This is a genomic window from Rosistilla carotiformis (genome assembly GCF_007753095.1).
Taxonomy (GTDB): Bacteria; Planctomycetota; Planctomycetia; order Pirellulales; family Pirellulaceae; genus Rosistilla; species Rosistilla carotiformis.
The window spans coordinates 5,587,761-5,613,857 of the sequence record NZ_CP036348.1; the positions used below are offsets into that span (position 1 = coordinate 5,587,761).

At 57.6% G+C, this 26,097-nt stretch carries 16 protein-coding genes; 6 read left to right on the plus strand and 10 right to left on the minus strand.

The window, feature by feature from the left end:
* Positions 1-12: 12 nt before the first annotated feature.
* The 3 genes from Poly24_RS20235 to Poly24_RS20245 all read right to left on the minus strand — a co-directional run bounded on the left by Poly24_RS20235 (position 13) and on the right by Poly24_RS20245 (position 6,229).
* Positions 13-3,747, minus strand: coding sequence for a DUF1553 domain-containing protein (locus Poly24_RS20235; RefSeq protein ID WP_231753248.1), 3,735 nt, complete (start codon positions 3,745-3,747; stop codon positions 13-15).
* A 152-nt stretch (positions 3,748-3,899) separates the two neighbouring features.
* Positions 3,900-5,705: a FecR domain-containing protein gene (locus Poly24_RS20240; protein WP_145099811.1), complete on the minus strand. Its 1,806-nt coding sequence runs from the start codon at positions 5,703-5,705 to the stop codon at positions 3,900-3,902.
* On the minus strand, positions 5,702-6,229 hold the full coding sequence (locus tag Poly24_RS20245; RefSeq protein WP_145099814.1) for a sigma-70 family RNA polymerase sigma factor: 528 nt from the start codon (positions 6,227-6,229) through the stop codon (positions 5,702-5,704). The genes Poly24_RS20240 and Poly24_RS20245 overlap by 4 nt, the downstream gene beginning before the upstream one ends.
* A gap of 444 nt (positions 6,230-6,673) precedes the next feature.
* Here Poly24_RS20245 and Poly24_RS20250 point away from each other — a divergent pair, with 444 nt between their 5' ends.
* The gene (locus Poly24_RS20250) at positions 6,674-7,711 is read left to right on the plus strand and encodes a prenyltransferase/squalene oxidase repeat-containing protein (RefSeq protein WP_145103199.1); all 1,038 of its coding nucleotides are present in this window, start codon (positions 6,674-6,676) and stop codon (positions 7,709-7,711) included.
* 16 nt (positions 7,712-7,727) lie between these two features.
* On the opposite strand, the gene Poly24_RS20255 is transcribed toward Poly24_RS20250, so the two are convergent.
* Together Poly24_RS20255 and Poly24_RS20260 are read right to left on the minus strand one after the other, a co-directional pair.
* A complete protein-coding gene (locus Poly24_RS20255; protein ID WP_145099816.1) occupies positions 7,728-8,654 on the minus strand; it encodes a DUF4405 domain-containing protein in 927 nt (308 codons plus the stop codon).
* Between the two features lie 5 nt (positions 8,655-8,659).
* On the minus strand, positions 8,660-9,940 hold the full coding sequence (locus tag Poly24_RS20260) for an FAD-dependent oxidoreductase (protein ID WP_197452049.1): 1,281 nt from the start codon (positions 9,938-9,940) through the stop codon (positions 8,660-8,662).
* Between the two features lie 541 nt (positions 9,941-10,481).
* On the opposite strand from Poly24_RS20260, the gene Poly24_RS20265 reads away from it, so the two are divergent.
* Positions 10,482-10,808 carry a hypothetical protein gene (locus Poly24_RS20265; protein ID WP_231753249.1) on the plus strand — a complete coding sequence of 109 codons (327 nt, stop codon included), beginning with the start codon at positions 10,482-10,484 and terminating at the stop codon, positions 10,806-10,808.
* A gap of 225 nt (positions 10,809-11,033) precedes the next feature.
* A complete protein-coding gene (locus tag Poly24_RS20270) occupies positions 11,034-13,310 on the plus strand; it encodes a SulP family inorganic anion transporter (RefSeq protein ID WP_145099820.1) in 2,277 nt (758 codons plus the stop codon).
* Between the two features lie 162 nt (positions 13,311-13,472).
* Here Poly24_RS20270 and Poly24_RS20275 read toward each other — a convergent pair whose 3' ends face one another.
* The gene (locus Poly24_RS20275) at positions 13,473-14,648 is read right to left on the minus strand and encodes a DUF1559 family PulG-like putative transporter (protein ID WP_145099824.1); all 1,176 of its coding nucleotides are present in this window, start codon (positions 14,646-14,648) and stop codon (positions 13,473-13,475) included.
* Between the two features lie 544 nt (positions 14,649-15,192).
* On the opposite strand from Poly24_RS20275, the gene Poly24_RS20280 reads away from it, so the two are divergent.
* Entirely contained in the window at positions 15,193-15,891 is a 699-nt protein-coding gene (locus Poly24_RS20280; RefSeq protein ID WP_145099827.1) for a methyltransferase, read from the plus strand.
* A gap of 43 nt (positions 15,892-15,934) precedes the next feature.
* On the opposite strand, the gene Poly24_RS20285 is transcribed toward Poly24_RS20280, so the two are convergent.
* Complete coding sequence (locus Poly24_RS20285; RefSeq protein ID WP_197452050.1) at positions 15,935-16,186, minus strand: LapA family protein; 252 nt, start codon at positions 16,184-16,186, stop codon at positions 15,935-15,937.
* A 128-nt stretch (positions 16,187-16,314) separates the two neighbouring features.
* Between Poly24_RS20285 and Poly24_RS20290 the strand changes: the two genes are divergently transcribed.
* Complete coding sequence (locus Poly24_RS20290; protein ID WP_145099833.1) at positions 16,315-17,253, plus strand: ion transporter; 939 nt, start codon at positions 16,315-16,317, stop codon at positions 17,251-17,253.
* A 4-nt stretch (positions 17,254-17,257) separates the two neighbouring features.
* The gene (locus Poly24_RS20295; protein ID WP_197452051.1) at positions 17,258-17,719 is read left to right on the plus strand and encodes an acyl-CoA thioesterase; all 462 of its coding nucleotides are present in this window, start codon (positions 17,258-17,260) and stop codon (positions 17,717-17,719) included.
* A 21-nt stretch (positions 17,720-17,740) separates the two neighbouring features.
* Here Poly24_RS20295 and Poly24_RS20300 read toward each other — a convergent pair whose 3' ends face one another.
* The 3 genes from Poly24_RS20300 to Poly24_RS20310 all read right to left on the minus strand — a co-directional run bounded on the left by Poly24_RS20300 (position 17,741) and on the right by Poly24_RS20310 (position 26,050).
* The gene (locus Poly24_RS20300; protein WP_145099838.1) at positions 17,741-19,177 is read right to left on the minus strand and encodes a DUF1501 domain-containing protein; all 1,437 of its coding nucleotides are present in this window, start codon (positions 19,175-19,177) and stop codon (positions 17,741-17,743) included.
* Between the two features lie 38 nt (positions 19,178-19,215).
* Complete coding sequence (locus tag Poly24_RS20305; protein ID WP_145099840.1) at positions 19,216-22,434, minus strand: PSD1 and planctomycete cytochrome C domain-containing protein; 3,219 nt, start codon at positions 22,432-22,434, stop codon at positions 19,216-19,218.
* A gap of 508 nt (positions 22,435-22,942) precedes the next feature.
* Positions 22,943-26,050: an efflux RND transporter permease subunit gene (locus tag Poly24_RS20310; RefSeq protein WP_145099843.1), complete on the minus strand. Its 3,108-nt coding sequence runs from the start codon at positions 26,048-26,050 to the stop codon at positions 22,943-22,945.
* Positions 26,051-26,097: the final 47 nt, after the last annotated feature.

The following is a 26,097-nucleotide window of genomic DNA, read 5'->3' on the forward strand; positions in this document are numbered from 1 at the left end:
GGGGACCGTGCGCTAGGGGATCCAGACGAATTCACGCAGGTTTACGATGCTCCAGACAACATCCTCATACCGCTGCCGCCATGGAGTATTCAGCCGTGGATCGGCAGGTGGTCCTTGCAAGACGCGTTCGGCGAGCTCTTGTTGGATGGTGTTGGCTTCGTTGCGAACATGATTCCACCAGGTGACTTGGGGCAGTCGTGGCGGCGTCTGCGGTAGAACCCTTTCCTGTTCGGGAACGATGCGTCCTGCGAAGCCCTCACTCAACGGCCCCAGGAAGATTTGGACTTCCGCAGGCGTCGGCCGGCGGCTGACAAAACGTAGGAACAGCGAATCCAGCAACGCCTGCGGCGACGCGGCCTCCACCGCCAGATCGGCCAAGGGACTCCCATGGGCTGCTTTGGTCAACGAGATCGTCAGGGTGCTGTTCGCCACCACCGCGGGCTGCAAAACGTTGGGTTCACTTTCGCGATCGGTCTTCGGTGCTTGGCGATTGGCGGTCCATCCGAATGCCGTCAACATTTCGATCACCGTCTCCGCCTTTGGCAATGTGAGACTGGGGCGATCTCGTTCATTGGAAACACTGACAAACATCCAGCAACGCCGGGGCTTGCCGTAGGAATTACGGGTTTGCGACGCAGATCGACTATCGGGATCGAGGGTCATCGGTTCGACATCCATCTCGCGGCCGGTCGCTTGGAAGAAAGAGTCGGCGATTTGTTCGGCGGTCAAACGCCGTCGATCGGGCGCGTTGAATCGACGTTGTTCGGGCGATGCATCTCGGTTTTGTCCGATCGCCTCACGTTGATACAACTGGGAGGTCATGATCGTGCGCGTCAATTGCTTGATGTCGTAGTTGTTTGCGACCAATTCCTTCCCGATCCATTCCAACAACTTAGGGTGGCTTGGTGGATTGCCCTCCCAATCTTGCGGCGGTTCCACGATGCCAGCCCCGATGTAACGACGCCAAACGCGATTGGCGATGACCTGCGCAAATCGTTTGTTTTGGGGCGCCGTCGTCAATGTCGCCAGTTTTTCGCGTGGGTCGTCCGGCTGCTGCATCAACGCGCCGAGCGCCTCGTCGTCCGCCGCTCCGGTGATCTCTGCGAACGGCCACGTGGGCGTCACTTTTTCGCCTGGCTTCAGCGTGACTTTGATCAACGATTCACGCCCTCCATTCTCAAAAAAACCGGCAGGAACGGTACTCGACTTGGGCACGGTCAATGGCTTGCGTGCAAACATGGCGGCCAAGGAATAGAGGTCGCGTTGGGTTGTCGAGTGATAGGGTGAATCGTGACACCGGGCACATTGCATCTCGATCCCCAGAAACGCGCTCCCAACGATATGCCCTTTCGCGGCGAAGGGGGAATCGTTTTGAGCGGCCAGCGCGAACCCGGCACTTCCTCCGTCGTGGGCCGACCCCCGTAACATCATCAACTCAAAGATCATACGATCGATCGGTTTGTTGTCGCGTAGCGAGTCGTACAGATACCAACGAAACGGGCCCGTACTGTTGAGGCTGGCGTTGATCAGGGTTGGATTCTCCGCCAGTATGTCCAACCAATACCCCATCCAATTGTCGGCCCAACGTGGATCGTCGAGCAATCGATCGACAAGCGTTTCTCGTTTATCGGGTGACGCATCCGAAAGGAATTGCTTCACGTCGTTTTCGCTGGGAACAACCCCAACCGTATCCAGGAAAGCACGTCGAATGAACGCCGAATCAGCGATCAGCGGCACATCGTCCATCGCGACTGCATTCGGTTGCGGGTCCGGCCACTTGGCACCGTCGGTGATCCATTTCTCGAGCACCATGATCTTCTCTTCGGAAAGGGGCTTTCCCGACGGCGGCATCCGCAAGTCCGCATCGTCGCTACGCAGCCGAACCATCAATTCGCTCGCGTGTGGGTCGCCTGGTTTGATCGCCGGCTCTCCCGAGAAGCCCCCTTCGATGGCCAATGCTCGCGATTCAAGCGACAGGCCCCCTTTGTCTTTTTCGCCGTGGCAGCGAAAGCATTCGCGTTTCAAGATTGGCAGAACAGTGGAAAAGAATTCGTGGCTGTTGGCTTCCGAGGTGCTTCCCGCTTGGGGATCGACCGATGGACGTTGCGACTGCACAAAGGCATCGATAGGATTCGCCGAAGGGGGATCGGTTTGCGGAACCGATGGAGCGGGATTTGCCGCCAACCAGTCGCGGCCCGCCTGATGCCGCTTTTGCCAGTAGGCGTTCTGTCGGCTCGCGGCTTGCCGGCGCGTCCGATCATTCAACAGGGTCATCGATTCTTCAATCTGACGCAGTTCGTTTTCGACGTCCGTGTCGGTCAATTGCAATGTAGATTCGACGGATCCCACAGGACGCAAAACGGAGAATAATTCGTCCCCTTCGAGACGAACTGCCAAAGTCAGTTCCCCCGGTTCGGGCCGAAAACGCTTTCCACCGGCGATGGCATCGAACACGACACGGATCGGCTTCGAATCGGTAATCTCCACCTGTCCCATCGTCTCCTGGCACCGATGCCAAGCAGGACGTTGCCCCGGCGCTGGAGGTGGCGAAACGGGAGTGATCGGTTCTTCGCCGTGCGGTGCGCCGACCAACGGCTTCGACGTCGTGACCAATTGTCCGTCGATCCACGCGCGTGCCATGCCGCGAGCTCGCATCAGAATCGTGTGTTCCCCTGGGGGAAGCGAGACGTCGGCCGCCATGCGAACAAGGACCGGCGCTTTCCAACTGGCCCGAATCCCCCAGTCGTCGTACTTCAGCGGAATTTGATCCAGCAAAAACGACCTTCCCGACCAAGCCGTGGCACTGGGCGGTAGCGATTCCTCGGGATATAGCCAGCGATCGTGAGTGGGAAGACCTTCGTGAAAAGTGACGGTCACCTTGTTGGATTCCAACGCGCCCAGCTCGGGCATCTTCGTCGAGATCGATTCTCCCGCCGGCGCTTCGCCGACACGACGGAACCGCGTTTGCAAGGTCTTTTCATCGAGCATCACGCGGTGGATCGCGACCGAATCGAGGCCTCCACGGAAGCTGTTTTGCGGCGCGCCCCCCAGTGCGGATCCTATCCAAATTTGATCGTTGTCGATCGCAGGCGTTCTGGAGGTTGGGCCGCCAACATCCCAGGCGCCCGGGACCTTCACTCCATCGATCCACGTTTGCATTGTTTTGGGGTCGCCAAAGCGGTAGGCGACGGCAATGTGATGCCAGCCCGTTCGCGGGCGAAAGCCTTGAAGACTTGTGTAGCGATGCCAATTCCGCTCCTGCGGCTCCGACGGGACGGTGGCAAACAGAAAGCTGACTCGCGCCTCACCTTGCAGCCCGCGAATTCGCAACGCCCAGTTCTGGTTGTCGCGCGAGAAGCCAGCCCTTCCCGTCCGTCCTTTTCCAATGATGTAGGTGTTGTCCCCTTCATTGAGATCACGAATATTGATCCACGATTCGAGCGTGATCTCATCGCCGTTGTCGAAGTCGAACGGGCTCTCGTCGCCGGGGTCGTCAAAGACGAAGCGAGCCCCCTTGCCATCGAAGTTGACCGCCGAATTGTTGATCGAAAAATCGGGAAACACGGGAGGTCGAGGCCCGGGAACGTCGCGATGGATGCCGCCCACCGGCCGCAGCGGTGTCGCTTCTTCCGGACCGAATTCCCAAAAGGCAATCGGATCTTCATCTGCAACAGCCAACGCTGGCATGACGGTTCCCACGGTTGCCGAAATCGAAAGGGCAGACAAGAAATGAGCGATGGAGTTCATCGTGGTGAGTCTCAAAAATGACATAATTTGTTGCGTGGAAAGGGAGGTGCCAAAGCGAAGCCAACAGCTCGCCTTCGGGTAGAAAGCTAGGAGCGCTGCCGCGTCAAGCGATCCGCATCGGTTGCCGTTTGGCGATGCATGCGTTTGTATTTTCAGGGGGCATTTTCGTCGATGGCATCGGCAACAGGTCGGCTTTCCGACGGACTGGATTTCGTACCGACGAAATCCCCGACATCAACAGCCGACACCGAGTCAGCGTGCCCAGAATTTGCGGTTGCCTGGGATGGGATCTTCTCGGGCAGTCCGGCAATGAAGACGGGGTCGAGATAATATTCGTCTGCGAGATCGTCTTGAAAAAACAGTCCTTCGACCGTCGCGCCCAGGGGATACCCCAAGTCGGACAAATCGATCCCGACAGCGATGGCCTGCGTTTTAAAACCCTGAAAAAGTGACGTGCATGGAAACGTTTCCAATTGTTCCAAAGAACGTGGAACCTGCTTGAATTTGAACAAGTGGATCTTATCCAAAACGAGCGATTCGGGAGACTCCATCGTTAAGTCGAACGAGGAGATCGTGTGGGAATGCAAGCCCTGCTCGAATTTCAGCGGGCTGACATGAAATGCGTCCCCTTCCAACGGGTTCATCAGCAATTGCAACTCGAACAGAACGACATCGGGACCGGGACCGTTGCGTACCGGGCGATCAAACTGGATTGCCATTCCGGGAGTTCCGAAATCATCCTCCTGCGGGTCGATCGTCATGATTGGATCTGAGGTCAGCGGTTCCTTGTTGCCGCCAATGTTGATCACTCCGGTATGCAAAAAGCGATCCGAAGCGAAGCTCGCGCGCTCCCCGGGCAGGACCGGTTCGCCTGCCAAGTATCCGTGGTTGGGCAAGGCATGAAACCAGGTCAGTCGGGAAGGGATCAATTGGTCGACCGGAATCGTTTCGATCTGTTGTCCGCGCTGAACCGTCACGGAAGTGAGCGCACGGGCGCGCTCGGTGTCGGAGGTTGTTGCCTGGTAGGAGACCACGCGATCTGGAAGTCCATACTGATAACGTTTGCGATCGAAAGGGACCGCGGCGGAATCCTCGAACTCGGACGACGCAAAACGCATCGCCTGCTTTTCTTCCAACCGCAGCGGCGACGAAAGCGCGAGGCTGGGGGCGCGTTTCGAATCCGATTTTTCGTAAACGTCTGCCGCCCCTTCCACCACCTGCACGTCGGTTTCACTCGCTTGCGAGACATTCACAGAAAACCGCGTCCCGCGATCGACGATGCTCAAACGAGGCGTTTCCACCTTAAAACCTTCGGCCCCCGCAGGAGCATGAACACTACATTGTCCGATGTCGAGCGCAAGAAGCTCGTTCCCTTCTACGCGGAATGAAGCAGGCCCTTGAATGACCGCGGTGGCTCCGCTGGGAAATCCAAGCTCGACCATCCCTTGAATCAGTAGATAGTCGCGGTTCAACGTGGGGGATGCGCCAATTTGCGGCGGCAATTCTCCGAAGAATCTTGCATGGGCAAGGCTTACAAAACGCGCTTCACTGGCGACCGCGATCGGATTCGCGGCGGCAGTGCTGGCATCCGGTTTTGATGACGACCTGCCGACGTAAATTCCGACAACCAATGAAATCGGGATCAGGAGCGCAGCAGCGATAACCGCCGTCATCCAGCCTCCCACAACCGAGGCTTGTGGGGAGAAAACGAAATCGTCGGCCGTGTCATTCAAAACGCTCGCTCCACGAATCATCTGCGGCGCGTCGGTAGGCCCCAGCAGGTCGGGAAGCTCTTGATGGATTTGCAGATATTCGAGATACATCCGACGCGTCTCGGGGTTCGTTGCGATCGCATGATCCAACCGTTCAAAGGCGGCGTCGTCGATCGTCCCATCGAAGAGGGCGCTGATCAGATGGCGTATTTCGTCGTTGTCGAAAGGGTCTGGCGAGGAGTTCATCGCAATTCCTCCGAGGCCATTTTTTTGTGAACGCAATTTGCCAATGCTTTTCGGATCCGTGAGAGTGATCGATAGAGCCGGGAGACCGGTTCTTCGATCCGTTGAGATAAGTTGTCCACGGTTTCATCGCTGAAGTAACGCAGTTCCACCAGCCGACGATCCGCATCGCTCAGATGCGTCAAGCAATCACCAAGCGCCTTTCGACGTTCGCCCGCCAGCTGTTGATGATGTGGGTAATCTTCCGCGATCGCATCGATCGCGGCATCGGAAAATTGACGGCGATTGGCCATCGTGCGACTGTGGTGCTTCTTCGCTGCAAACTGAGCGAAACGACACGCCCAGTTGAAAAATGGAAGCTCTGGATCGTATTGGTCAAACTTGCGCATTAAGGAAATAGCGGTTTCTTGCATCACGTCGTCGGCATCGCTGGGGGTTGGCACGATGGCCTGCACGTATCGCCGCAACCTGCCCTCAACCCGCGCAAACACGCGTGCGAACTCTTCTTTCTCATGGCATCTCGTCACTGGCGATCCCCTAGGTCCTCATCCGTAGTTCTTCCGAAACCGTCCAATTCACGCGAAAAAATGAAAACAATTTTTAAATTTGCCACCATGGTAGTCTTCCCCAACCCTCGTTTGGAGCGAGATCCGACGCGAATGGAATGGAAAGACAGCAAGACGCCCGATCGGCACGTTCCTCTCGGGAAGCGAACGTTTGCCAACGGAAACGTTCAGCAATCGGTTGGGACGATGAAGGTTGGACGCTCGCGTGGGAGAGATGCCCTACTTAAGCACCTAAGTCTGCAGACAAGCCGATCCCACAGAATTAGAATTGAGCTTCCCCCCCCGCCTTCACATCCCACCTCCTTACCATGCCACAGGGAATTCAGAATGCTTGTTCGCCAACATTTGCAACGGTTGGGCTACGTCGCGATTGGGATATTCGTCGGTGGTTGGTGCCACCTCGCGATGGCTCAAGACGTGGTCACGCTCGAATCGGTTCCGGAAGAGCGTGAACCGATCACGGCGGATGAGCCGATGGCGGCGGAGTTCTCTGCAAAACAAGCGGCGATCTATATGGACCGCGCCGCGTTGACTTGGCAGAAGGAAAAGAACTGCGTGACCTGCCACACCAACATGCCCTACATGTTTGCGCGGCCAGCGCTTGCGTCGGTGCAGGAAGATTCGGGCGAAGTGCGTCAGTTTTTCGAGGAGTACCGCACGGTTCGCTGGAAGGAGAAGGGGCCCAACGTGAACAACGGCTTCTGGCCGATCGTCGTCGCGGCGGGGCTAACGTTTAACGATCTGCAGACGACGGGCACTCTGAGTCCGGTCGCGCGCGACGTGTTGGATATCTTGTGGACCGTGCAGCGCGAAGATGGCGGCTGGGCTTGGCCCGATTGCGATTACGCTCCCATGGAGATCGACGACCACTACGGCGCGACGGTCGCGGCGCTAGCGATCGGCATCGCGCCGGACGGATACGCACAGACCGAACAGGCGCAGGCCGGGTTGGAAAAGCTGCGCGGCTACTTCGAAAACAGCCCGCCGAAATCGTTGCATCACCGCGCCATGTTGGCTTGGTGTTCGGTGCGGATCGACGGCATCGTCAGCGACGAAGTGCGAGCGACCACGCTGGAGCAATTGATGGGCAATCAATTGCCCGACGGAGGTTGGTCGACCTCCGGTTTCTTGACCGATTGGAAGGACTTGCTGCACCCCGATGCGCCGCCGTTGGATACCGAGACGAGCGATTCTTATGGCACCGGCCTCGTGATCGTGATCAGCCGCGAGTTGGGCGTTCCCGCCGACGATCCGCGATTGCAGCGAGGAATTCAGTGGTTGTTGACGAACCAACGCGAGAGCGGCAAGTGGTTCACGCGTTCGCCGGTCAACGATGCGGGAAACCTGATCTCCAACACCGGAACTGCCTTGGCGGTGCTGGCGCTTCAGTCGTGTGGCAAGCTGCCCGGTTGGCCGCTCGATTCGGCAAAGATGTCTCGGTAGGAGGCTGATTCTCCGATCAGTCCGAGGGCTTATCGCGATCGATCGTTAGCAGGGCGCTGTCGATTAGTTCCAGCGCGGAATCGAACCGTTGGTCGACGTAATAGATCGCCCATTGCGTTGGTTGTTCGTCCTCTTCACGCTGCGGGTAACCGATGAGGTCGAGCAATTGGAAGGCGTGTGGATCGGAGTTGTCGACTTCGACGCTGTAGATCAGCGAAGGCTGGTCGTCGACCGATTCACTGGCATCACCCCGTTGGTTGATCTCGACAAGGATCCGATAGGGCATCGGTTCTTCCGGATCGACCGGCAGCATGTAATCGGCCGGATCAAAGGAACTGTTTTTCGTCGCCCCGGAGACCGCGTCGACGTCGACCCCTGCAGCGGCGGCAAGCTTTGCCTTTTCATATTCCTTCACTTTGAAGGACCAGTACGGCAGCGAGGCTTCGTTGTCGGCGGCCTCGGGCCGGTGGAGCGTTTTGATGTGGTAGAACGACGAGTTTTCGATCCAGATCGCAAACTCGGGCGGATCGGCTGGATTAAACGCATCGCCCATCCGAACCGTCAGCGTCAGCTTGTAGTGCGGCGCGGGAGTGTATTGGTAGGTCAGCCCCTCGTCGTGAAGCTCGAACCGGTCCAGTGCCGGCCCCAGGTTTCCGCTGAGCCCGAGGAGCGTTCGCACCGGTTGCGGTTGCATCGCGATCGCAGTGGTCAGGGCTGCGGTGACGGCTAGGTTGATCCACAGCCACTTGCTGCGCAGGTAGCGTTTCAGCGGCCGAATGTTGTTAGCCAAATGAAATCCGACAACGCCGATGAACAGGAAACCCATCAGCGCGTGAAGCCCCACGATCGTTACGGAGAAAGGCTGCACAAACGCCAGCACACCGGTCACCGCAATCACCACGAAGGTCATCGCGGTCAACAACGAGACAAAGCTACGGCGCATCGCGGTTAGGCCTTGCCGGGGATGATGGCACCGTGCTCGCGCAGCACTTTGTGGATTTCGGCCAACGGAACCTCCATCGGCGTCGTTCCGGTTTGAGCGGCCAGCGACGCAGCGACGCCCGCGGCTTGCCCCATCCCCATGCAAGAGGCCTGGACGCGCAGGCCCGAGTTGGCCAATTGGTCGCTGCACAGACAACGCCCGGCAACGATCAAATCGCGGCTTCCCTTCGGAATCAGAGCACCCAGTGGAATCGTTGGCACGGTCCCGGGCTTCAGCGGTTTAGGTCGGACGCCCGTCTTGGTGTGCAGGTCGACGGGATAAAAGGCGTTGGAAATCGCATCGTCGAACAGACGCCCCGAGGTGTAATCGTTGACCGTGACCATTGTTTCGCCAACGATCCGATAGCTCTCGCGGAACCCCGTTTCGGGCTGCAGTTGCATCAGCCGTTTCTTCTCGGCACGGACCTTGGCGAGGACCGATCGGCGGCCCGTTAGGTTCGCTTGGGTGACGGTCCGCGAGTTGCTCGAATCGGCTCCGTGGACGTACAGGCGATGGACTTGTTCGCGTCCGGGTTGATGTTCTTCGCCGATTTTGAAGAGCATCGAACCGGGCTGCCGCACCTCTTCACGCAGGCGGTCGAATCCGAGCATGCCGACAACCTCGGCGCCGCCGGTACAATCGATGATCTGTTTGCAGAGGATCCGGCGTTGGGTGCCGAAGCCAACACAATCGACTTGCCAGCCATCGGCGACTCGGGTGGCGGCCTGAGGAAACTCGTAATACGCCAACTCAACGCCCGCCTTGTGGCACTTCTCTTCGGCGAGAATCGCGTACAGGAATTGATTGGTGTAGACCTGGTTCTGCCAATGACGCTGCGGCACTTTGGCAAAATTGGGCAGTTCCCCCCCGTCGAGTTCGACGCTCTCGCGGACCAATTCCCAACCGATCCCCGCGATCACCTGTTTACCCCAAGCGTCGAACAGTCCCGGAAACGCGACGCCGCCGGTTGTCATCGTTCCGCCCAGTTGGCTACCCCGTTCGACCAACATCGTCTTCGCACCGGCGCGGCCCGCTTGAATCGCTGCGATCGTTCCGGCGGTTCCACCCCCAACGACAAGGACATCGACACGGTTGGCAATCACCGGATCGCGTGTCGATTGTTCCTTCGGTTCGGAAGCAACGGTGACATGCGAGCTCGACGCGAGGGCCAACCCCGCTCCCGCGGTGCCAAGCATTGCGTGCTGAAAGAAGTTGCGTCGATCCGGTGGGGCGGGTTGATCGTTCATGAATCCTGATGGGCTAATGAAGAAACGGAAGGAACAAGCAAACATGGTGGAGCATTGTTGACTGCCACCCCACTTCACCCTGCTTGCATTTCAGCGGAAAGCGACCTGCAGTTTAATCGACGACCGACCACCAGTAACCCACACCTAACGGATCTGCAACGAACTTTGCGATGGAACGCAAACCTCGCCGGGCAGCGTCGATTGCTAGCGGACTTGGGCTCCCATCGGAGCAAAATATGGCGTCACGCAACCAAAGGAGTGAGGCTAGCTGGTGAAAAACCTAGTTTTTCCTGGGGATGAAATCTTCATGAATTTCATTTACTTCAAGCTCCGATTGCACTCCAATTCGACAACGCAGGAAGGCGGAATACCGAGGGAAAGACTCGTGTTTTGTCGTTCGATTGCCGACAGAAATATCGAACCTTTGGGCTGCGGTCGCGTAGAATCGTTCTTGCCAGGGTGTGACGGCCCGCTAAGATAAATAAGCATACGTTGTGCCGTTCAGTGCAACAAAGCTCAGCTGCCCCAGTAACTGCTTTCCATGCTCAACGGTTTCCGAATCCCACGAATCATCCGCTTGATGCCATGCATCATGCTGGTGTTGCTTGCGCTTCCGAGCCTGGGCATCACATCGTCGGCTTCGCGTTCGCTGCTTGGCAACGAACGTCAAACGGAAACCGAAGAAGTCGAAGAACGCGTCGTTTGCTCTTCACAGCGTCGCGAGCGTGCCAATCGGTCATTTGACCGAATGTCGATACACGCCCAATTCGATTACATCGCACGCTTCACTTCGCGTGTGATTGCGCTACCGTTGCCCGTCGATGGTCATCGAATCGCCAACGGATTACTTGCGCCGATGCGGTGCTAGCCGAATCCATTTAGACGACTCCAAACTCCATAAACCCGATCGACATTCGTGTCGAACGACCGTCGGCGGACAATGATCCCGGCCAGGTTTTGGCGTTTTATTTCCATTGGAGTTGCTGCGTTCTTCGTTGATCCCAAGGTTGGGCTGCGTTTGTGGCACCGTTGCCGTTTCGTCGAAGATTCGTTGTGACTTGCGTCAAGATTCCTTTACAGTCACGGTACATCGATGCCCCAGAACACCTCTTTGTTTTCCCCCACCACGATCGCCCGCGACATGGTCGCGGGTTTGGTTGTCTTCCTCGTCGCGTTGCCCCTTTGCTTGGGCATCGCGTTGGCTTCGGGAGCCGATCTGTTTTCAGGTCTGCTCGCGGGCATCGTGGGGGGTATTGTCGTCGCCGCGATCAGCGGTTCCCACACCAGCGTCAGCGGACCGGCCGCCGGTTTGACAGCGATTGTTGCCGCTCAGATCGCGGTCCTCGGCTCGTTCGAAGCTTTTCTATTGGCGGTTGCGATCGCCGGCGTGATCCAAATTGGATTTGGTATCGCCAAAGGGGGCGCGCTGTCCGCGTTTTTCCCCTCCAGCGTCATTAAGGGTCTGTTGGTTGCGATCGGTATCATCCTGATCCTGAAACAGATTCCTCACGTCTTTGGTCACGACACCGATCCCGAAGGAGAGATGTCGTTCCAGCAGCCCGATCAAGAGAACACCTTCTCCGAACTGTTGACGATTGTCGCTGGCGACATCCACGTCGGCGCGATGGTTATCGGTTTGCTGTCGGTTGCATTGTTGATCGTTTGGGATCGGATCCCCAAGCTGAAAAACTCACTGGTTCCCGCCCCGCTGATTGTAGTCTTTCTGGGCGTTGGTTTGAGCATGTGGTTCCAGGGGATGGGAGACCAGTGGTCGATCACCGCGAGCCATCTGGTTCAGATTCCGACTGCCGGAAGTATTTCGGAGTTCTTCGGTTTCTTGCGGTTGCCCGACTTTACCCAAGCTGTGAACCCGGCGGTCTACGTTGCGGCGATCACGATCGCCGTGGTGGCCTCGTTGGAAACGCTTCTGAACCTGGAAGCTGTCGATAAACTGGATACCGAAAAACGGAATTCGCCTCCCAGCCGCGAATTGATCGCGCAAGGCTGCGGCAACCTCGTCTGTGGTCTGATCGGTGGTCTGCCGGTCACATCGGTCGTCGTCCGCGGTTCGGTGAATGTTGGCGCTGGGGCCAAGACAAAACTCTCAGCCATCTTCCACGGCGTGTTGCTGCTGTTGAGCGTCGCCATCTTGCCGCGATACATGAACATGATTCCGCTGTCGGCATTGGCTGCGATTCTGTTGGTGACCGGTTTCAAATTGGCAAGCCCCAAACTGTTCAAGCAGATGTGGGACGAGGGACGCTACCAATTCTTGCCGTTTATCATCACCGTGGTTGCGATCGTGTTTACCGATCTGTTGATCGGAATCTTGATCGGCTTGGCGGTCAGCGTGCTGTTTATTTTGAACAGCAATCTCCGTAGACCGATTCGCCGGATTGTTGAAACGCATCTGGCCGGCGATGTAACGCATATCGAATTGGCAAACCAAGTCAGCTTCTTGAACCGAGCGGCGATCGAACGGGTCTTGAACGAATCAAAGCGTGGAAGCGACTTATTGATCGACGCAACGGAATCGGATTACATCGATCCGGATGTGCTCAGTTTGATCCGCGACTTCAAAGAGAACGTGGGGCCGGCGCGCGGGATCACGGTCAGTTTGAAGGGATTCCGAGCGAAGTATCAACTGCAGGACGAGGTCCAGTTCGCCGATTATTCCAGTCGCGAATTGCGAGACCAAGTTGCTTCGGATCAAGTGATCGAAATTCTCCGCGAAGGGAATCGTCGCTTTGTCGATGGCACGCGGTTGAATCGCGATCTCGGGCGACAGGTCAATGCAACCTCGGCGGGACAGAACCCGTTGGCGGCGATTTTGTCCTGTATCGATTCGCGGGTTCCCACCGAACTTGTCTTCGATCTCGGCGTGGGCGACATTTTCAGCGTCCGCGTGGCGGGAAATATCGTCGGTACCAAGTCGCTCGGTAGCCTCGAATATGCCGTTGGCGTGGCGGGAGTGAAGTTGGTTGCGGTCCTCGGCCACACTCGCTGCGGTGCGGTTACCGCAGCGGTCAAATTGGTTGCCAATGGTCAAGACGCGATGTCGGTGACCGGTTGCCAACACCTGCAGGCGATCGTCGATGAGATCGCGCCAAGCGTCAGCGGGATCGATGCGAGCACGCTGGATCAGATGGACGAGGAAGCCTTGGAGACGTTTGTCGATGAGGTCGCCAAGCAGAACGTTCGGCGGACGGGCGAGGAGATCTTGAGCCGCAGTTCGGTGATCCGCGACGCAGTGAACGCCGGAAACGTAAAGCTGGTCGGAGCGTTGTACGATGTCAAATCGGGAAAGATCGAATTCCTCGACATCGCCGGTTCGCTGAGCCAGTCCGAACCGCTGAAGGCTTACAAATAGCCGCTCCCAGGGCTTGAGTAAGTGTTAACGCGTCGAGGCCGCGGCGCGAGGGTGGAGCCGGTGGATGTACCGGAACGGCCTGCGATCAAAACGAGAAAAGCTCGCCTCTCTTCAGTTGAGAAAGGCGAGCTTATCGTGGGCTGATCGTATTTGGGCGATCTTCTATTCGCTGATCACTTCGCCGTTCTGAGCGGTGTTCAACGGACGCCAGACGGCGACGTTGTCAACCGTTTCGGAGAAGAAGCGAACCGATCCATCGGCCATCGCCGTGTTGACGCCGCCAGCGTGGTAGCTTCTTGCCGCAGCGTAAACGTTTTCGGTGTCGCGTTCTTCGGTGCACGCCAACAACGGGAACTTGGTGTCTGGAATCGCTTCGTCGCACGCTGCGATCACATCCCGCTCACGCGAGTTGGGATTCAGGAAGGCGGAGAAGATGGTTGCCCCCATTGCTGGAGACATCCAGACGCCGCGAATGTCGGGGCTGGACGTTCCCGTCAGCCCGTCGCTGCCGATGATCTCGCTCAGTGCAACGGTGTTGCTCATCCCATCAATAAAGTCGCGGCTGCCCATTCCCTTGGAATGTTGAAACTTGTTCGACGTGCCACTGGCCGAATAGACCTTGTTGGGAGACAGGTAGACCGTCCCAAACGCACCGCGGGTGCTGGAGGATTCCCAAGAAAGCATGTTTCCCGAACCCCAGCTGGCTGCGTAATTGCTCCCTTTGCCGAGCGCTTCGAGTCCGTAACCGCCATCGCTGAATTGCTTCGAAAGGGTGACGGCCGATGGACAGCGGGAGAACGCAGGCAGTTGCTCACGTCCGAAGTTGGAGTTGGTGCTCATGGCTTCGCAGTGATCGCAAGGGTTGGACGTGCTCACCATCGCTTTGTCACATACCTTCACTTGTTCCCAAAGACCGGGTTGTTCCATGTAGGGTAGGACGAGCGCTAGCCAGTGCCAGCCCAGTTGCTCTTGTCCGTGCTGCCAACCGCCGGTCTTAAAACGATTGTCGGTTGTGTCGAAGTTGACGTGTCCTGGAGGCAACGAGCCGTAGGTGTCCATGTGGTTGTGCAACGCCAGCCCGAGTTGCTTCATGTTGTTTTGGCACTGCATTCGTCTTGCCGCTTCGCGCGCCGCTTGAACCGCTGGCAGCAGCAAGCCGACAAGAATTCCGATGATCGCGATCACGACCAACAGTTCGACCAGCGTGAAACCACGACGGTTCGAACGAACTGAGAGGGTTGAAGTCTGTTGTAAACAGCACACAGGGGGATGCTCCGGTTTTGTATCAAATGAATCGAAGTCTGCGTGGCAACAGCGGCCGACGCGCGTGTGCCTCATCTCGATGGGCACGACTTCATAAAGCAACCGCAAGCTACATAGTGACTGTGATGAGAAAGCTTCTGTTTGGTGAAGAACCGGTTAACCGTCGCGGTGCGGCAGCGGCGATGTTCCTGCGGGAGTTTCCACCGCATACACGTCCTCTCTGCGCCTTCGGGAGCAACATTGTCGAGAAGGATGGTCGTGGAAATTTGAAAAATTGTTGACTGGCAATCAATCCGAAACGGCTCACTCCAGTCCTTGTGGTGCATAAACAACGACCCGCAATGATGGACCACAGGGCAGTTTCTTAACATGATTTAATTTCATGCCTCACGCGACGGGCAAGCGATGTCCGTTTGGTACCTCGCAGCCGATCGATTCCACCTTTCTATTCCACCGGATGGGAGACGACGGCAGCCTAGAAACACGTGGTGTTGTGAGGGTTGAGATGAGGTGGTGAGTGTGTCGACATCGGTCCTGTGCTGTTTAGCTGGCGTGAACCGACTATCATCAGCTGTTTCTAGTCCCCATCTGGGGATGTAGCGTTCGCGAAGGGTGATCGATGGATTTGAAGTCAATGGTTTACGAAGTCACCCATCCGATCCTGGCGATGGTTCGTTCGAACCATTGGCTGATCAAGCAGTTGTTTGGCGTCAAGGTTCCCGCCGAAGTCGATGTCAGTTTCGATCCGACGACCGTGGCGCTGCGGCAAGCGGTTTGCGACACGCTCACTCCCGATGACACCGCCGTTTTCGAGATGGGGATCGGGCAAGCGGCATTGGTCGGACTGTCGGTCGCCAAACAATGTCACGTCGAACTGCATGGCGCCGATTGCTCGACAACGCGAGTGGAATCATCGCAGCGGGTGGCTGACGCAAATGATGTTCCGACGCGGTTTGTCGTCAGCGACCTCTTTTCGGGTGTCGATTCCGAGAGTCGATACGATGTGATCTTCTTTAACGTCCCCTACGTTCCGTCGCAGCAAGGGCAAGACCTTCAATTGACCAAGCGTCTGGGAGTTGACGGCGACCAGGTTTGGGACGGCGGCCACGACGGGACCCAGGTACTTCGCGAGTTCTTGAACCAGGCACCCGCGTTTCTGTCGCCTCACGGCCGCGTCGTGTTTGGCGTGCAGAATCTGTTTGTCCCCGACGACGTCGTTTTGCAAGTCATCGACGATTGCAAATACCAGTTGGTTCAGCGATCAACGCGGCGCTGGGTCCCTAGTTGCTGCTACGTCGTTCGCCCCGCCGACGCATAACCGCGATGATTCGCCGCCCCATCGACGGGTCGCTGGGCGTGCGTTACCGCTTCGTTTTATCCGACGCTTTGGAATCGCCCGGCACGCCGGTCACTTTCAACTTTCGCGGAATTCTCGACCCAAACACGACTCCCACCGCAAATCCGATCAGCGCCGTGACGACGATCAGGATCGTGACGGGGACTTCAAACTCGGAAAACAGCAGATTCAGGGCCACCTTGCCGCGGTTCAGATAGGCGATAATCACCAGCAGAAGCAGGAACGAAACAACAAGAATCAGCTTTAATCGGGCCATTCGCGCAATCACGTGGTTTGAGGCGACATCGGGAGTTTGTAAAGTGGTCGTTCCGCGATTCGATGATACCGGAAACCGTTGCATCGAAAAACCAACATAGGCGCCGAACCGAAGAAGCTTTGGCCTGCATGAACGTTCACGATCATTTCACTCGCCAAGAACGCCGTTTGCAATGCCCGGCGTCGGGCTGGCGACGCGAACTCTACATCATCATCTTCGAATCGGACACGCCGACGGGCAAGCTGTTCGATATCGGGCTGTTGATCGCGATTCTGGTCAGCGTGGCCGTTGTCAGCATGGAAACGGTCAGCAGCGTGGCCGATCGATACTCGTGGTACTTCCAGGCGTTGGAGTGGTCGTTCACGATCCTGTTCACCGCCGAGTATCTGGTCCGCTTGAGTTGCGTTCGCAAACCGCAACGCTACATGTTCAGCTTTTGGGGGCTGATCGATCTCTGTTCGATCCTGCCGACCTACATCTTCTATCTGGCGGGCAGCCATTTCGCTTCGGTTGCGATGGTCCGATCGATCCGATTGCTGCGGGTCTTTCGGGTTCTGAAGCTGCTGCGTTTGATGAGCGAAGCGGACGTCCTATACCGCAGCATCTGGGACTCGCGCGGCAAGATCGTCGTCTTTCTGTTCACCGTCGTGATCGCCGTCACGCTCAGCGGAACGTTGATGTACCAAGTCGAAAACTTCGACGACCACTTGAACAATCGCGCCCCCAGTTCCAGTTTCGATTCGATCCCACAGTCGATGTATTGGGCGATCGTGACGATGACCACGGTCGGGTATGGCGACGTTGTTCCCAAGACGACCGCCGGCAAGATTATCAGTGCGATCCTGATCTTGTTGGGCTACAGTTTGATCATCGTGCCGACAGGTTTCGTCACTGCTCGACTCAGCGAGACCGCGCATGCTCGCGACCGATTGGGGAATCGAGCCCTCGCCGATGAAAATGACGATGACGAACTGAAAACATGCCAACGCTGCGGTCGCGATGATCAACCATCCGACGCGCGATACTGCAACCAATGTGGCGAACCGATGCCGCGGGAAGAAGAGTAGACGATTGAGCTCCACCGAATTTCAACGACCGACAGCGTTACAAGACTTTCCCATCGTCGTCCGGATTCCGATCCAGTGGGGCGATTTGGATGCCTATGGGCATGTCAACAATGTGGTCTATATGAAGTGGTTCGAACACGTTCGCTGCCTCTACGGCGAGCGTGTTGGCGTCGAAGTCGTCTCGCGCGACAGCGGCACCGGAGCGATCGTCGCTTCGGTCCAGTGCAAGTATCTTCGCCAGTTGAACTTTCCCGGCGACGTGGCCGTTGGCGTCCGCGTCTGTCGCGTTTCGATCGGCAGCGTGTCGCTGGAATGTTTGATCGTCGATGAAGCGACCGGCGTCCCGGCGGCTCAGGCGTCTTGCGACGTCGTGCTCTACAACTTCGCTCAACAGAAACCGGTCCCCGTTCCCGACGCGATTCGCGAAGCGGTCGAAAAACTCGAAGGCAAATCGTTTCCGGTCTAGGCTCGCCAAACGTCGCCCGCGTTACGCCAAGATGTCGTGAATCACGTGGCCAAAGTCTTGCTCCAGCCGCTTGTGCCCGGCGACTTCCATGCGGTGCGAATCCAAGCCCAATTGGTGCATGATCGTGGCGTGGATGTCGGTCACGTAGTGCGGGTTTTCGGTCGCATGGAATCCGATCTCATCGGTCGCCCCGTGGGCAACGCCTCCCTTGATTCCGCCCCCTGCCATCCAAACGCTGAAGCCGTAGGGATGATGATCGCGTCCGTCGCTCCCTTGCGAACCGGGAGTGCGGCCGAATTCGGTGGCAAACACCACCAGCGTTTCATCTAGCATTCCGCGTTGCTTCAGATCCTTCAACAGTCCCGCGATCGGCCGATCGACCTGCATCGACAGCTGGCTGTGCTTCGCCTTCAGATTCGAATGCTGATCCCACGCCCCCGCCGCTCCGCCGCCGTGCATGATCTGAATAAATCGGACGCCCTGTTCGCTGAACCGCCGCGCGGCAAGCAGTTGCTCGCCAAAGGCCCGCGTCTCGGGTTGGTCCAAGCCGTACAGGTTCTTGGTCGCTTGCGTCTCCTGGTCGAACCGAATCACATCGGGAACCGCGGTCTGCATCCGGAACGCCAGTTCATACGACTTGGTTCGCGCTTCCATCGCCGCGTCGCGTGGGTATCGAGAATCGCTCAGCCGATTTAACTGGCTGACGAGATCAAACCCCATCTGCTGCTCCGTCGGCGTCACCGCTCGTTGCGGCGAGGCGTAGTCGAGCGGATTGCTCGGGTCGACTTTCAATTCGACAGCATCGTAGGCCGGCCCCAGATAATGCCCATCGCGGCGGTCGAAGAACCGCGGCCCCATGCTGATGAATTGCGGCAGGTTCTGGTTCAACGTGCCCAAACCATAATTGATCCAGGCCCCAATCGTCGGCACGCGCGGATCGAGCATGTGGCGGCCGGAATGGAATTGAACCTGAGCGCCATGATTGTCGTCGGTCGTCCACATCGAACGGACGACCGCGATGTCGTCGATGCACGAACCGATGTGCGGAAACCAATCGCTGACCTCGATCCCGCTCTGACCGTACGCCTTGTAACCGATCTGCAGTGGATAGAGTTGCTTCCGCTGCTGACCATTGGCATCGTTGACGACCACGACCCGCACCCGCTTCAGCAATTCGGGATCGTTGACGCTGGAGAATGGCGTTTCATCGATCGACTTGCCGGCAAACTTGTTCAACATCGGCTTGGGATCGAAGCTCTCCATGTGGCTGACCCCGCCACGCATGAACAACCAGATCACGTTTTTTGCTTTGGGCGCGAAGTGCGGCCGGCCATTGGGCAGATGCAGCCCCGCCGCGTTGGCTCGCTGTTCGTCGGCCAGCATCGACGACAGGGCGATCGACCCGAGTCCCAAGCCGGCTCCCGACAGAAAGCGGCGACGGTTGTGTGGATCGTTCATTTGTGAATCGAATTGCGATTTGTTGGCAGCCATTTTTCTCACCGAATCGAAATGTAATCGTTGTGGTTCAGCAGCGCGTGGATCAATCGCTGTCGCGCACGGGCATCGCGCTCCGCCGCGGATTCGAGCGTTGATCGATCGACCAATTGGCGACAGAAATCGGCGCACGCTTGTCGCTCCGGATCGGCCGGCAACCGCGCCAGCAGCGTCAGGAACGCTTGATCGATGAAGCTGGCGAGCGAAGGATCGGAGGTCGCATCACCAATCCGTTGAGCGATCTTTTCGGACATCGTCAGCGACAATTCGCTGTTGGCCATCGCCAACGCCTGCTGCGGCACGATGCTCTCGTTGCGGAGATAACATTGCAGCAGATCGGCATCGTCGAACATCGATAGGAATTTGTCTTGCTGGTCGCGCGAGTGTTTGAAATACAGGCTGCGACGTCGACTCTTCGGACCCGGATCGACCGACGGCCCGCCCGCGGTCAGGTCCAATTCGCCCGCCAGATGCAGCAAGCTGTCGCGAACGGTTTGCGATTGCATCCGCCGCGTGTTCATCCGCCAATAGAAGGCGTTGGTCGGATCCGCCGCCAGCGTCGTCGCATCGGCATCGACTGTCGACGCCGACAATTGGTAAGTCTGCGACGTCACCATCATGCGATGCAGATGCCGCATGCTCCAGCCAGATTCCATCAGTTCAGCCGCCAGGTAATCGAGCAGCGCGAGATGCTCCGGCGGTTTCGCACGCAGACCAAAATCGAAGACCGATTCGACCAGCGGCGTCCCGAAATGCCGAGCCCAGAGATGGTTGACCGCCACCCGCGCGGTTAACGGATTCTTGCGATCGGTGATCCAGCGAGCAAGCGCCAGCCGCCGGCCGGTGCTTTGCGAAGGGTAGGTTGCCCCGTAATACGAATCGTTGTGCTCGGGAGTCTCTAACGCTTTCTTGGAGGCCCGGACCGATTTGTATTTTCCCTTGCCAGCTTCGGCCGCCAGTCGCTGTTTCTCCGCCTTCGCTCGCTTCGCTTCCGCGGCTTTGCGCTTATTCCCGTCCTCGCCGGCGAGCAGCAGTTCGTATTCCGCAGCGGCTTGCAAGCTTTCCGCCTGACGCAGCGCGGCAAGCGATGCAGCAGCGGTCGTGGCGGCTTCGTCGGCATCCTCGGCGAATCGCAGTTGATCGGCGGCGATCGTTGCGGTCAGCGAAGCTTCGGCAGCGCGAGCGGCCTGCAATTTCGCGGCGGCGATTTCGACAGCCTGCTTGATCGTGGCAGGCGTTGCGGGGGCCTTCCCCTTCGCCGCTTGAAGCTTTGCGTCGGCCGCTAGCGGTGCCAGGGTCAGGTGATTCAGCGCCAGCGTGGCATCAAATCCCGAGATCGAAAACCGGCCGGACTCTCGCCGCTCGGGCAGATGAGTCGCCAACAGGAATTTATCGTCCAGCCAGACGTTGATCAACGTATCGCGAACGGCGATTCGCAGCTTGTATTCTTTGCCGACAGCGATCTGCCGCGACACTCGCCCCGCGCCGGGATAGTTGCTCTTACCCTGCCGTGCGTAAGCGACTTGGATTTTCGGAGCCGGTTCGTGAGCGCTGCTGTAGACATAATTATTGAACTGGCCGTCCGCTGAATCATCGAATCGGAACATCACCGATTTGTAGGTGTCGCCGCCGGTGGTCGTGTATTGGCAAGTCAGATCAAAGTCGCGCGGGTGCGGCGTCTGCAAATGCAGGAAGTGGCTGTCGCGGCCGCTGATCGTCTGCAACAGCTTCCCCTCTTCAAATCGCCAGCCTTCGCCGACAAGTTCCCATCGCTTGGGATCGAGCGCATCGAACGACTCTTCGATCGCCGCAAATTCGGCTTCGTCGTCCGCCGCGCTCGTCGTTTCGGGAGTCTTGGGCAATTGAGCTGCTTTCTGTTCAGCGGCCTGCAATTCGGATTCGGCGGCGACAACCCGCTGCTTCGCTTCTGCTAGCTGATCGCGAGCTACATAGTCGCGGGAACCGGGCGCGTAAGCCCAGGCTGGCAGGTCGACGGGCGCGACCGGTGGCGCAAAACTGGCCAACAACGCTGGCACGCCGGGTGTGATCTCGGTATCGGGATCGGGCTTGGTCGGGTCGCCTCGCAAGTGCAAGAACGTTTCGGCTTGCAGGTGATCGTCGAAGACGCGCGGCAGGCCGTCCTTTTCAAAGTTGGTTTCGCCGGGGACGGGATCCAGCCGCACTTGATGTGGTTCGAAGATCGCTCGCATCCGGTAATAATCGACATGCGTGATCGGATCGTATTTGTGGTCGTGGCACTTGGCACAATTGAGCGTCAGTCCCAAGAAGGCTTTGCCGGTGTGTTCGATCGTGCTGTCGAGCCAGGTCGTGCGATTGAACAGATAATAGTTGCGAGCCAGGAATCCGGTGGCGCGGAGGACGTCGGGATCGCTCGGGGCCAGTTCGTCCCCGGCCAACATCTCCATCACCATCTGATCGTAGCCCTTGTCGGCCTGCAGCGATTCAACGATCCAGTCGCGCCAGTGCCAGATATGCTTTTGGCTGTTACGCAGCTGAGCTCCCAGCCCGTACCAATCGCTGTAACGCCAGATGTCCATCCAGTGCCGGGCCCAACGTTGCGCGTGTTCGGGGCTAGCCAATAGTTCGTCGACGATCTGATCCCAGGGCCGCGCATCGCGCAGCTGTTCGCTCGTCGGCGGCAAACCGATAAGGTCCAAATACAATCGGCGCAGCGCCAGCGGACGGTCGGCCGGCGGTTGAACCTGCAGCTGCAACGCCTCGCGACGGACTTGCAGGAAGCTGTCGATTGGATTCGCGATTGCGCTGTCTGATGCGGAATCGGAGATTTTGGGAATCGGCGGCTTCTCGACGGTCAAGAACGACCAATGTTGATCGGGCGCGGCCGGCGGCGGTTCGTCCGGTGCAACCGCCCCGGCATCGATCCAAGCTTTCAGCAGCTCAAGCTCAGCCGGTTTCAGAGCCGCTCCATCTTCGGGAGGCGGCATGCGGTCGTCGTCGGTCGAACAGACGCGTTCAAAAAGCAGGCTTTCCGCCGCATTGCCGGGAACGATCGAATCGCTTTCCAGCATCAACGCCCGCGTTTCCAGCCGCAGATCGGCTTCCTGTTTCAGCGCTCCGTGGCAGGAGTAGCATTTGGTTTCCAACATCGGTTTGATGTCGGTCAGATAATCGACGGCAGCCGCAGGTTGGCCGCACAGTGCGACAAACGTCAGCGCCAGCAAGAGCTTGGAAGCTTGCATCTCGATACCAGTGCGGAGAGGGAGGCAGGCGAAAACCGGCAGTCGGGTGAACCCCTATCGAGCGGCTGGCTTTCGTAAAGGTGGGAAGGAGCTTTATTGTAACCGTTTTGCAGCGGCCGGGCGAATTCGTTTGTCGGTTTGGCCAGGGCTATTCAGTGTTTGAACTTGCGGGAACTGCTGCGTCGTATTCACCCTCGAGGTTGATGGAATTGGATTCAACCTACGGAGAGATGGCTGTGAAAGTTCCCGCTGCTGGGAGTTTGCTGTCTGTTTCGGCAGCCATTCCCAATTTTCACGGCGAAAGGACGGCGCCATTCTATAGCGGCGATGCACTATGAATCCCTGCAGCCTCACGGCCAAAGAATTCACTTGCTGCCGATGTTCGACACGTCCGCCCCAAAAAGAATGGGTCGGATCGATCCATGAACCAAAGATCGAAGCTATTCCCACGTCACCTCTTCCTCTCAATGGCCTGAGTGCTGATTCTGGGTGAAAGGTGGGGCGGATTTCAATGAGCTACCGCGGATTCGTTGTCCTCGGACCGGACCAGTCTTAGGTCACACATAATGACGTAGGCACATGGGATGACAACCAGCACCAAGACCGTGGACGTCAACAGACCAAAGACGATCGAGATTGCGGTGGGAATCAGCACTTGTGCCTGCGTGCTTCTTTCTAACGTGAGAGGTAACAGTCCGACCATCGTCGTCATGCTGGTCAACATGATCGCGCGGAATCGCAACCGACTTGCACTGCGGGCTGAGTCGACGTTGGGCTTTCCTTCGACGCGTTCTTTTTTCAAAAACATCACCAACAGAATCGAGTCGTTGACAACAATACCCGCCAGCGACACGAACCCGATCAGACTGGGCATGCAAATGTCGACGCCCATGCCCATGTGTCCAAAGATCACGCCGATCAAGGACATCGGGATCGCTGCCATCACGATCAACGGTTCCAGCCAGCTCTCGAATTGAAAACACAAGATCGCATAGATCCCGAACAGCCCCATCAGGAATAGAGAAGCCATCGATGAACCGGTTTCGCTGGACCGTTCCGCTTCCCCGCCCAACGAAACCTGCAAGCCGTCGTACCTTTCGGCCAGCTTGGGCATGAACTCCGACTTATACTCTCGCATCAAATTCGTCGTGTTCACCACCTGCGTGTACGTGTCAGCGATCAACGTCACCGTCCGCCATCCGTCCACACGTGAGATTTTGGACCAACCGTAGGTCGTTTCCAAATTCGCAACCGATTGCAATGGAACCTGCACGCCGCCGGGAAGAATGAACTCGAAGTCCAAGAACGATTCGAGCGTGTTCCGGCTTTCGGCATCCAGCTGCACGTTGATCTCGTATTGATCGACACCGGCTTGAATGTCGCTGATCTTGGCTCCCTGGAACGCCGTACTCAATTGGCTCGACATCGCCTCGACGTTCAAACCGAGCGCGACGGCGTCTGGCTTCAGGTGCAAACGAATCTCTTGTTTTCCTGGCCTTAAATCAATGTTGAAGTTATGCACGCCGTCGTATTGCGACAGCCACTTTTGACTTTCCATCGCGGCCGCATGAGCGGTTTCCAAGTCGTCGCTTTTGAAGAGCACTTCGACGGCGCGTCCCGCCGGTCCTGGAGTGGCTTCGGCGATGGAGACAGAAATAGCGTTGGGGATTCGGCCGACTTCTTCTCGCAACGCGCGAGTGAAATCGTCGGTCGAAGTAGTTCTTTCATCGGGTGCCAACATTTTGATCGAGACCGTTGCGACATGAGGTCCCGCTTCGCCAGCGTCCGTGTTCTCATTGAACATCGACATTACCGACTCCACCAATTCGGCACCCCCCGGCTGATCCGGAAACCGCTCGTTGGTGCGAGCGGCGGCCTCGTTGATGTGCCGCACGATCGCGGTGGTTTCGGCAAGCGGCGTTCCCTGAGGCATCAAGATCCGAGCCTCCACCCTGTCCCCTTCCAAGACAGGGAATGGCCTGAAATTCACCAACCCGCCTGTGACCATCGCGATCGACAGAATGAACGCGGCGATCGACATACCCACGGTCAAGTAACGCCAACGAATTGCGAAATCGATCAGACTTCCGAACAGACTCTCGCGAACCCAATCCACTCCGCCATCAATCTTTCTCCGCAGCCCTCGCGGCGCGTCGCTTTCATGATGGGCCAGCGAGTGGCCGAGGTGACTGGGAAGTATCAAGAACGCTTCGACCAGACTGACGATCAATGTCGTCAGCAGCACCATCGGGATCACTCGCAATACCTTGCCCATGTGCCCTTCGAGTACAAACAGCGGACACAGCACACTGCAGGTGGTCAGGAATGATGAGATCACGCCAATGGCGACTTCACGAACACCATCGACGGCGGCCTGCATCGATTTCTTGCCCATCGAAACGTGGCGAGCAATGTTTTCGGCGATCACGATCCCGTCGTCCATCAAGATTCCGGTCGCCATCAGAATCGCCACGGACGACATCATGTTCAGGCTCTGCCCCACCAACGGCAGTACAAAGAACGCGCCCATGAACGACACCGGCAGGCTCATTACAACCCAGAACGAAAGTCGGAAATTGAAAAACAACCACATCACCAAGAAGACCAGCACCACGCCCTGCCAAGCGTTTTTGGCCAACAGCGTCAGCCGGCTCATGATCAATTCGGCTCCATCACTCGTGATGGAGATCTGTAACTGAGGATGCCGCTGTTGTTCTTTGACGACAAAGTCACGAACCACTTCAGCGATTTTGGTGGTGTCCTGCGACCGAGTCTTGTTGACTTGAATGATGCCCGCCCGCTTCCCATCGATCCAAGACATTTGCTCGGCGTCGGCAAACCGATCCACGACGCGTCCGATGTCGCCGATTTTTACTTCCGCACGACCGGTCACTCCGCTGATGACGATGTCTTCGATTTCCTGCGGAGTTTGTTTTTGTTCGACCATCCGCAACAACAGGTCTTCGTGTTCCGATTCGATCGTGCCTACCGGGACATCCAAGTTTTGACTGCGGACGGCTTGCGAAACGGCTTGGGCGGACAGTCCCAAACGACGCAGCGCGGCGGCATCCAATTCAATACGAAGTTGCCGATCCGAAAACCCCTCGATCTCGACCAGCGAAACACCGGGCAAGCGTTTAAGTTTTTGTTTGAAGCCTTCGCAATAATCTTTCAGCGAGTCTTCATCCATGGGGCCAGTGACGGCGATCGTGAGCACCCGATCGCTGCGATTCAGCTCGGTGACGATCAGGTCTTCTGCTCCCGCGGGAAAGTCCGTGATCGCGTCGACTTCGGTTTCGATATCGCTGAGCGCCGTCGCGATGTCAGCTCCTTCATCGATCTCAACCACGACCGTCGCCGAACCCTCTTGCGCCGTGCAGGTAACCTTTTTAACGTTCTGGATTCCGTCGATCGCATCCTCGATCGGCAAACAAATTCCTTGTTCTACGTCTTCAGCTGACGCGCCCCTGTACGTCATCCGAACCTGGATTTCTGAGCTGTCGAACCGCGGAAAGGTTTCCTTCTGCAGTCGCGGGATGGCGTAGATTCCCAGTCCGATGAGGGACAGCATCAGCACGTTGGCCAACACCTTATGGTTAACGAATTTCTCTAGCACGGAGACGGGTCCATATCGGTTTTGGGAAGTTGAATCGTATTGGGAGC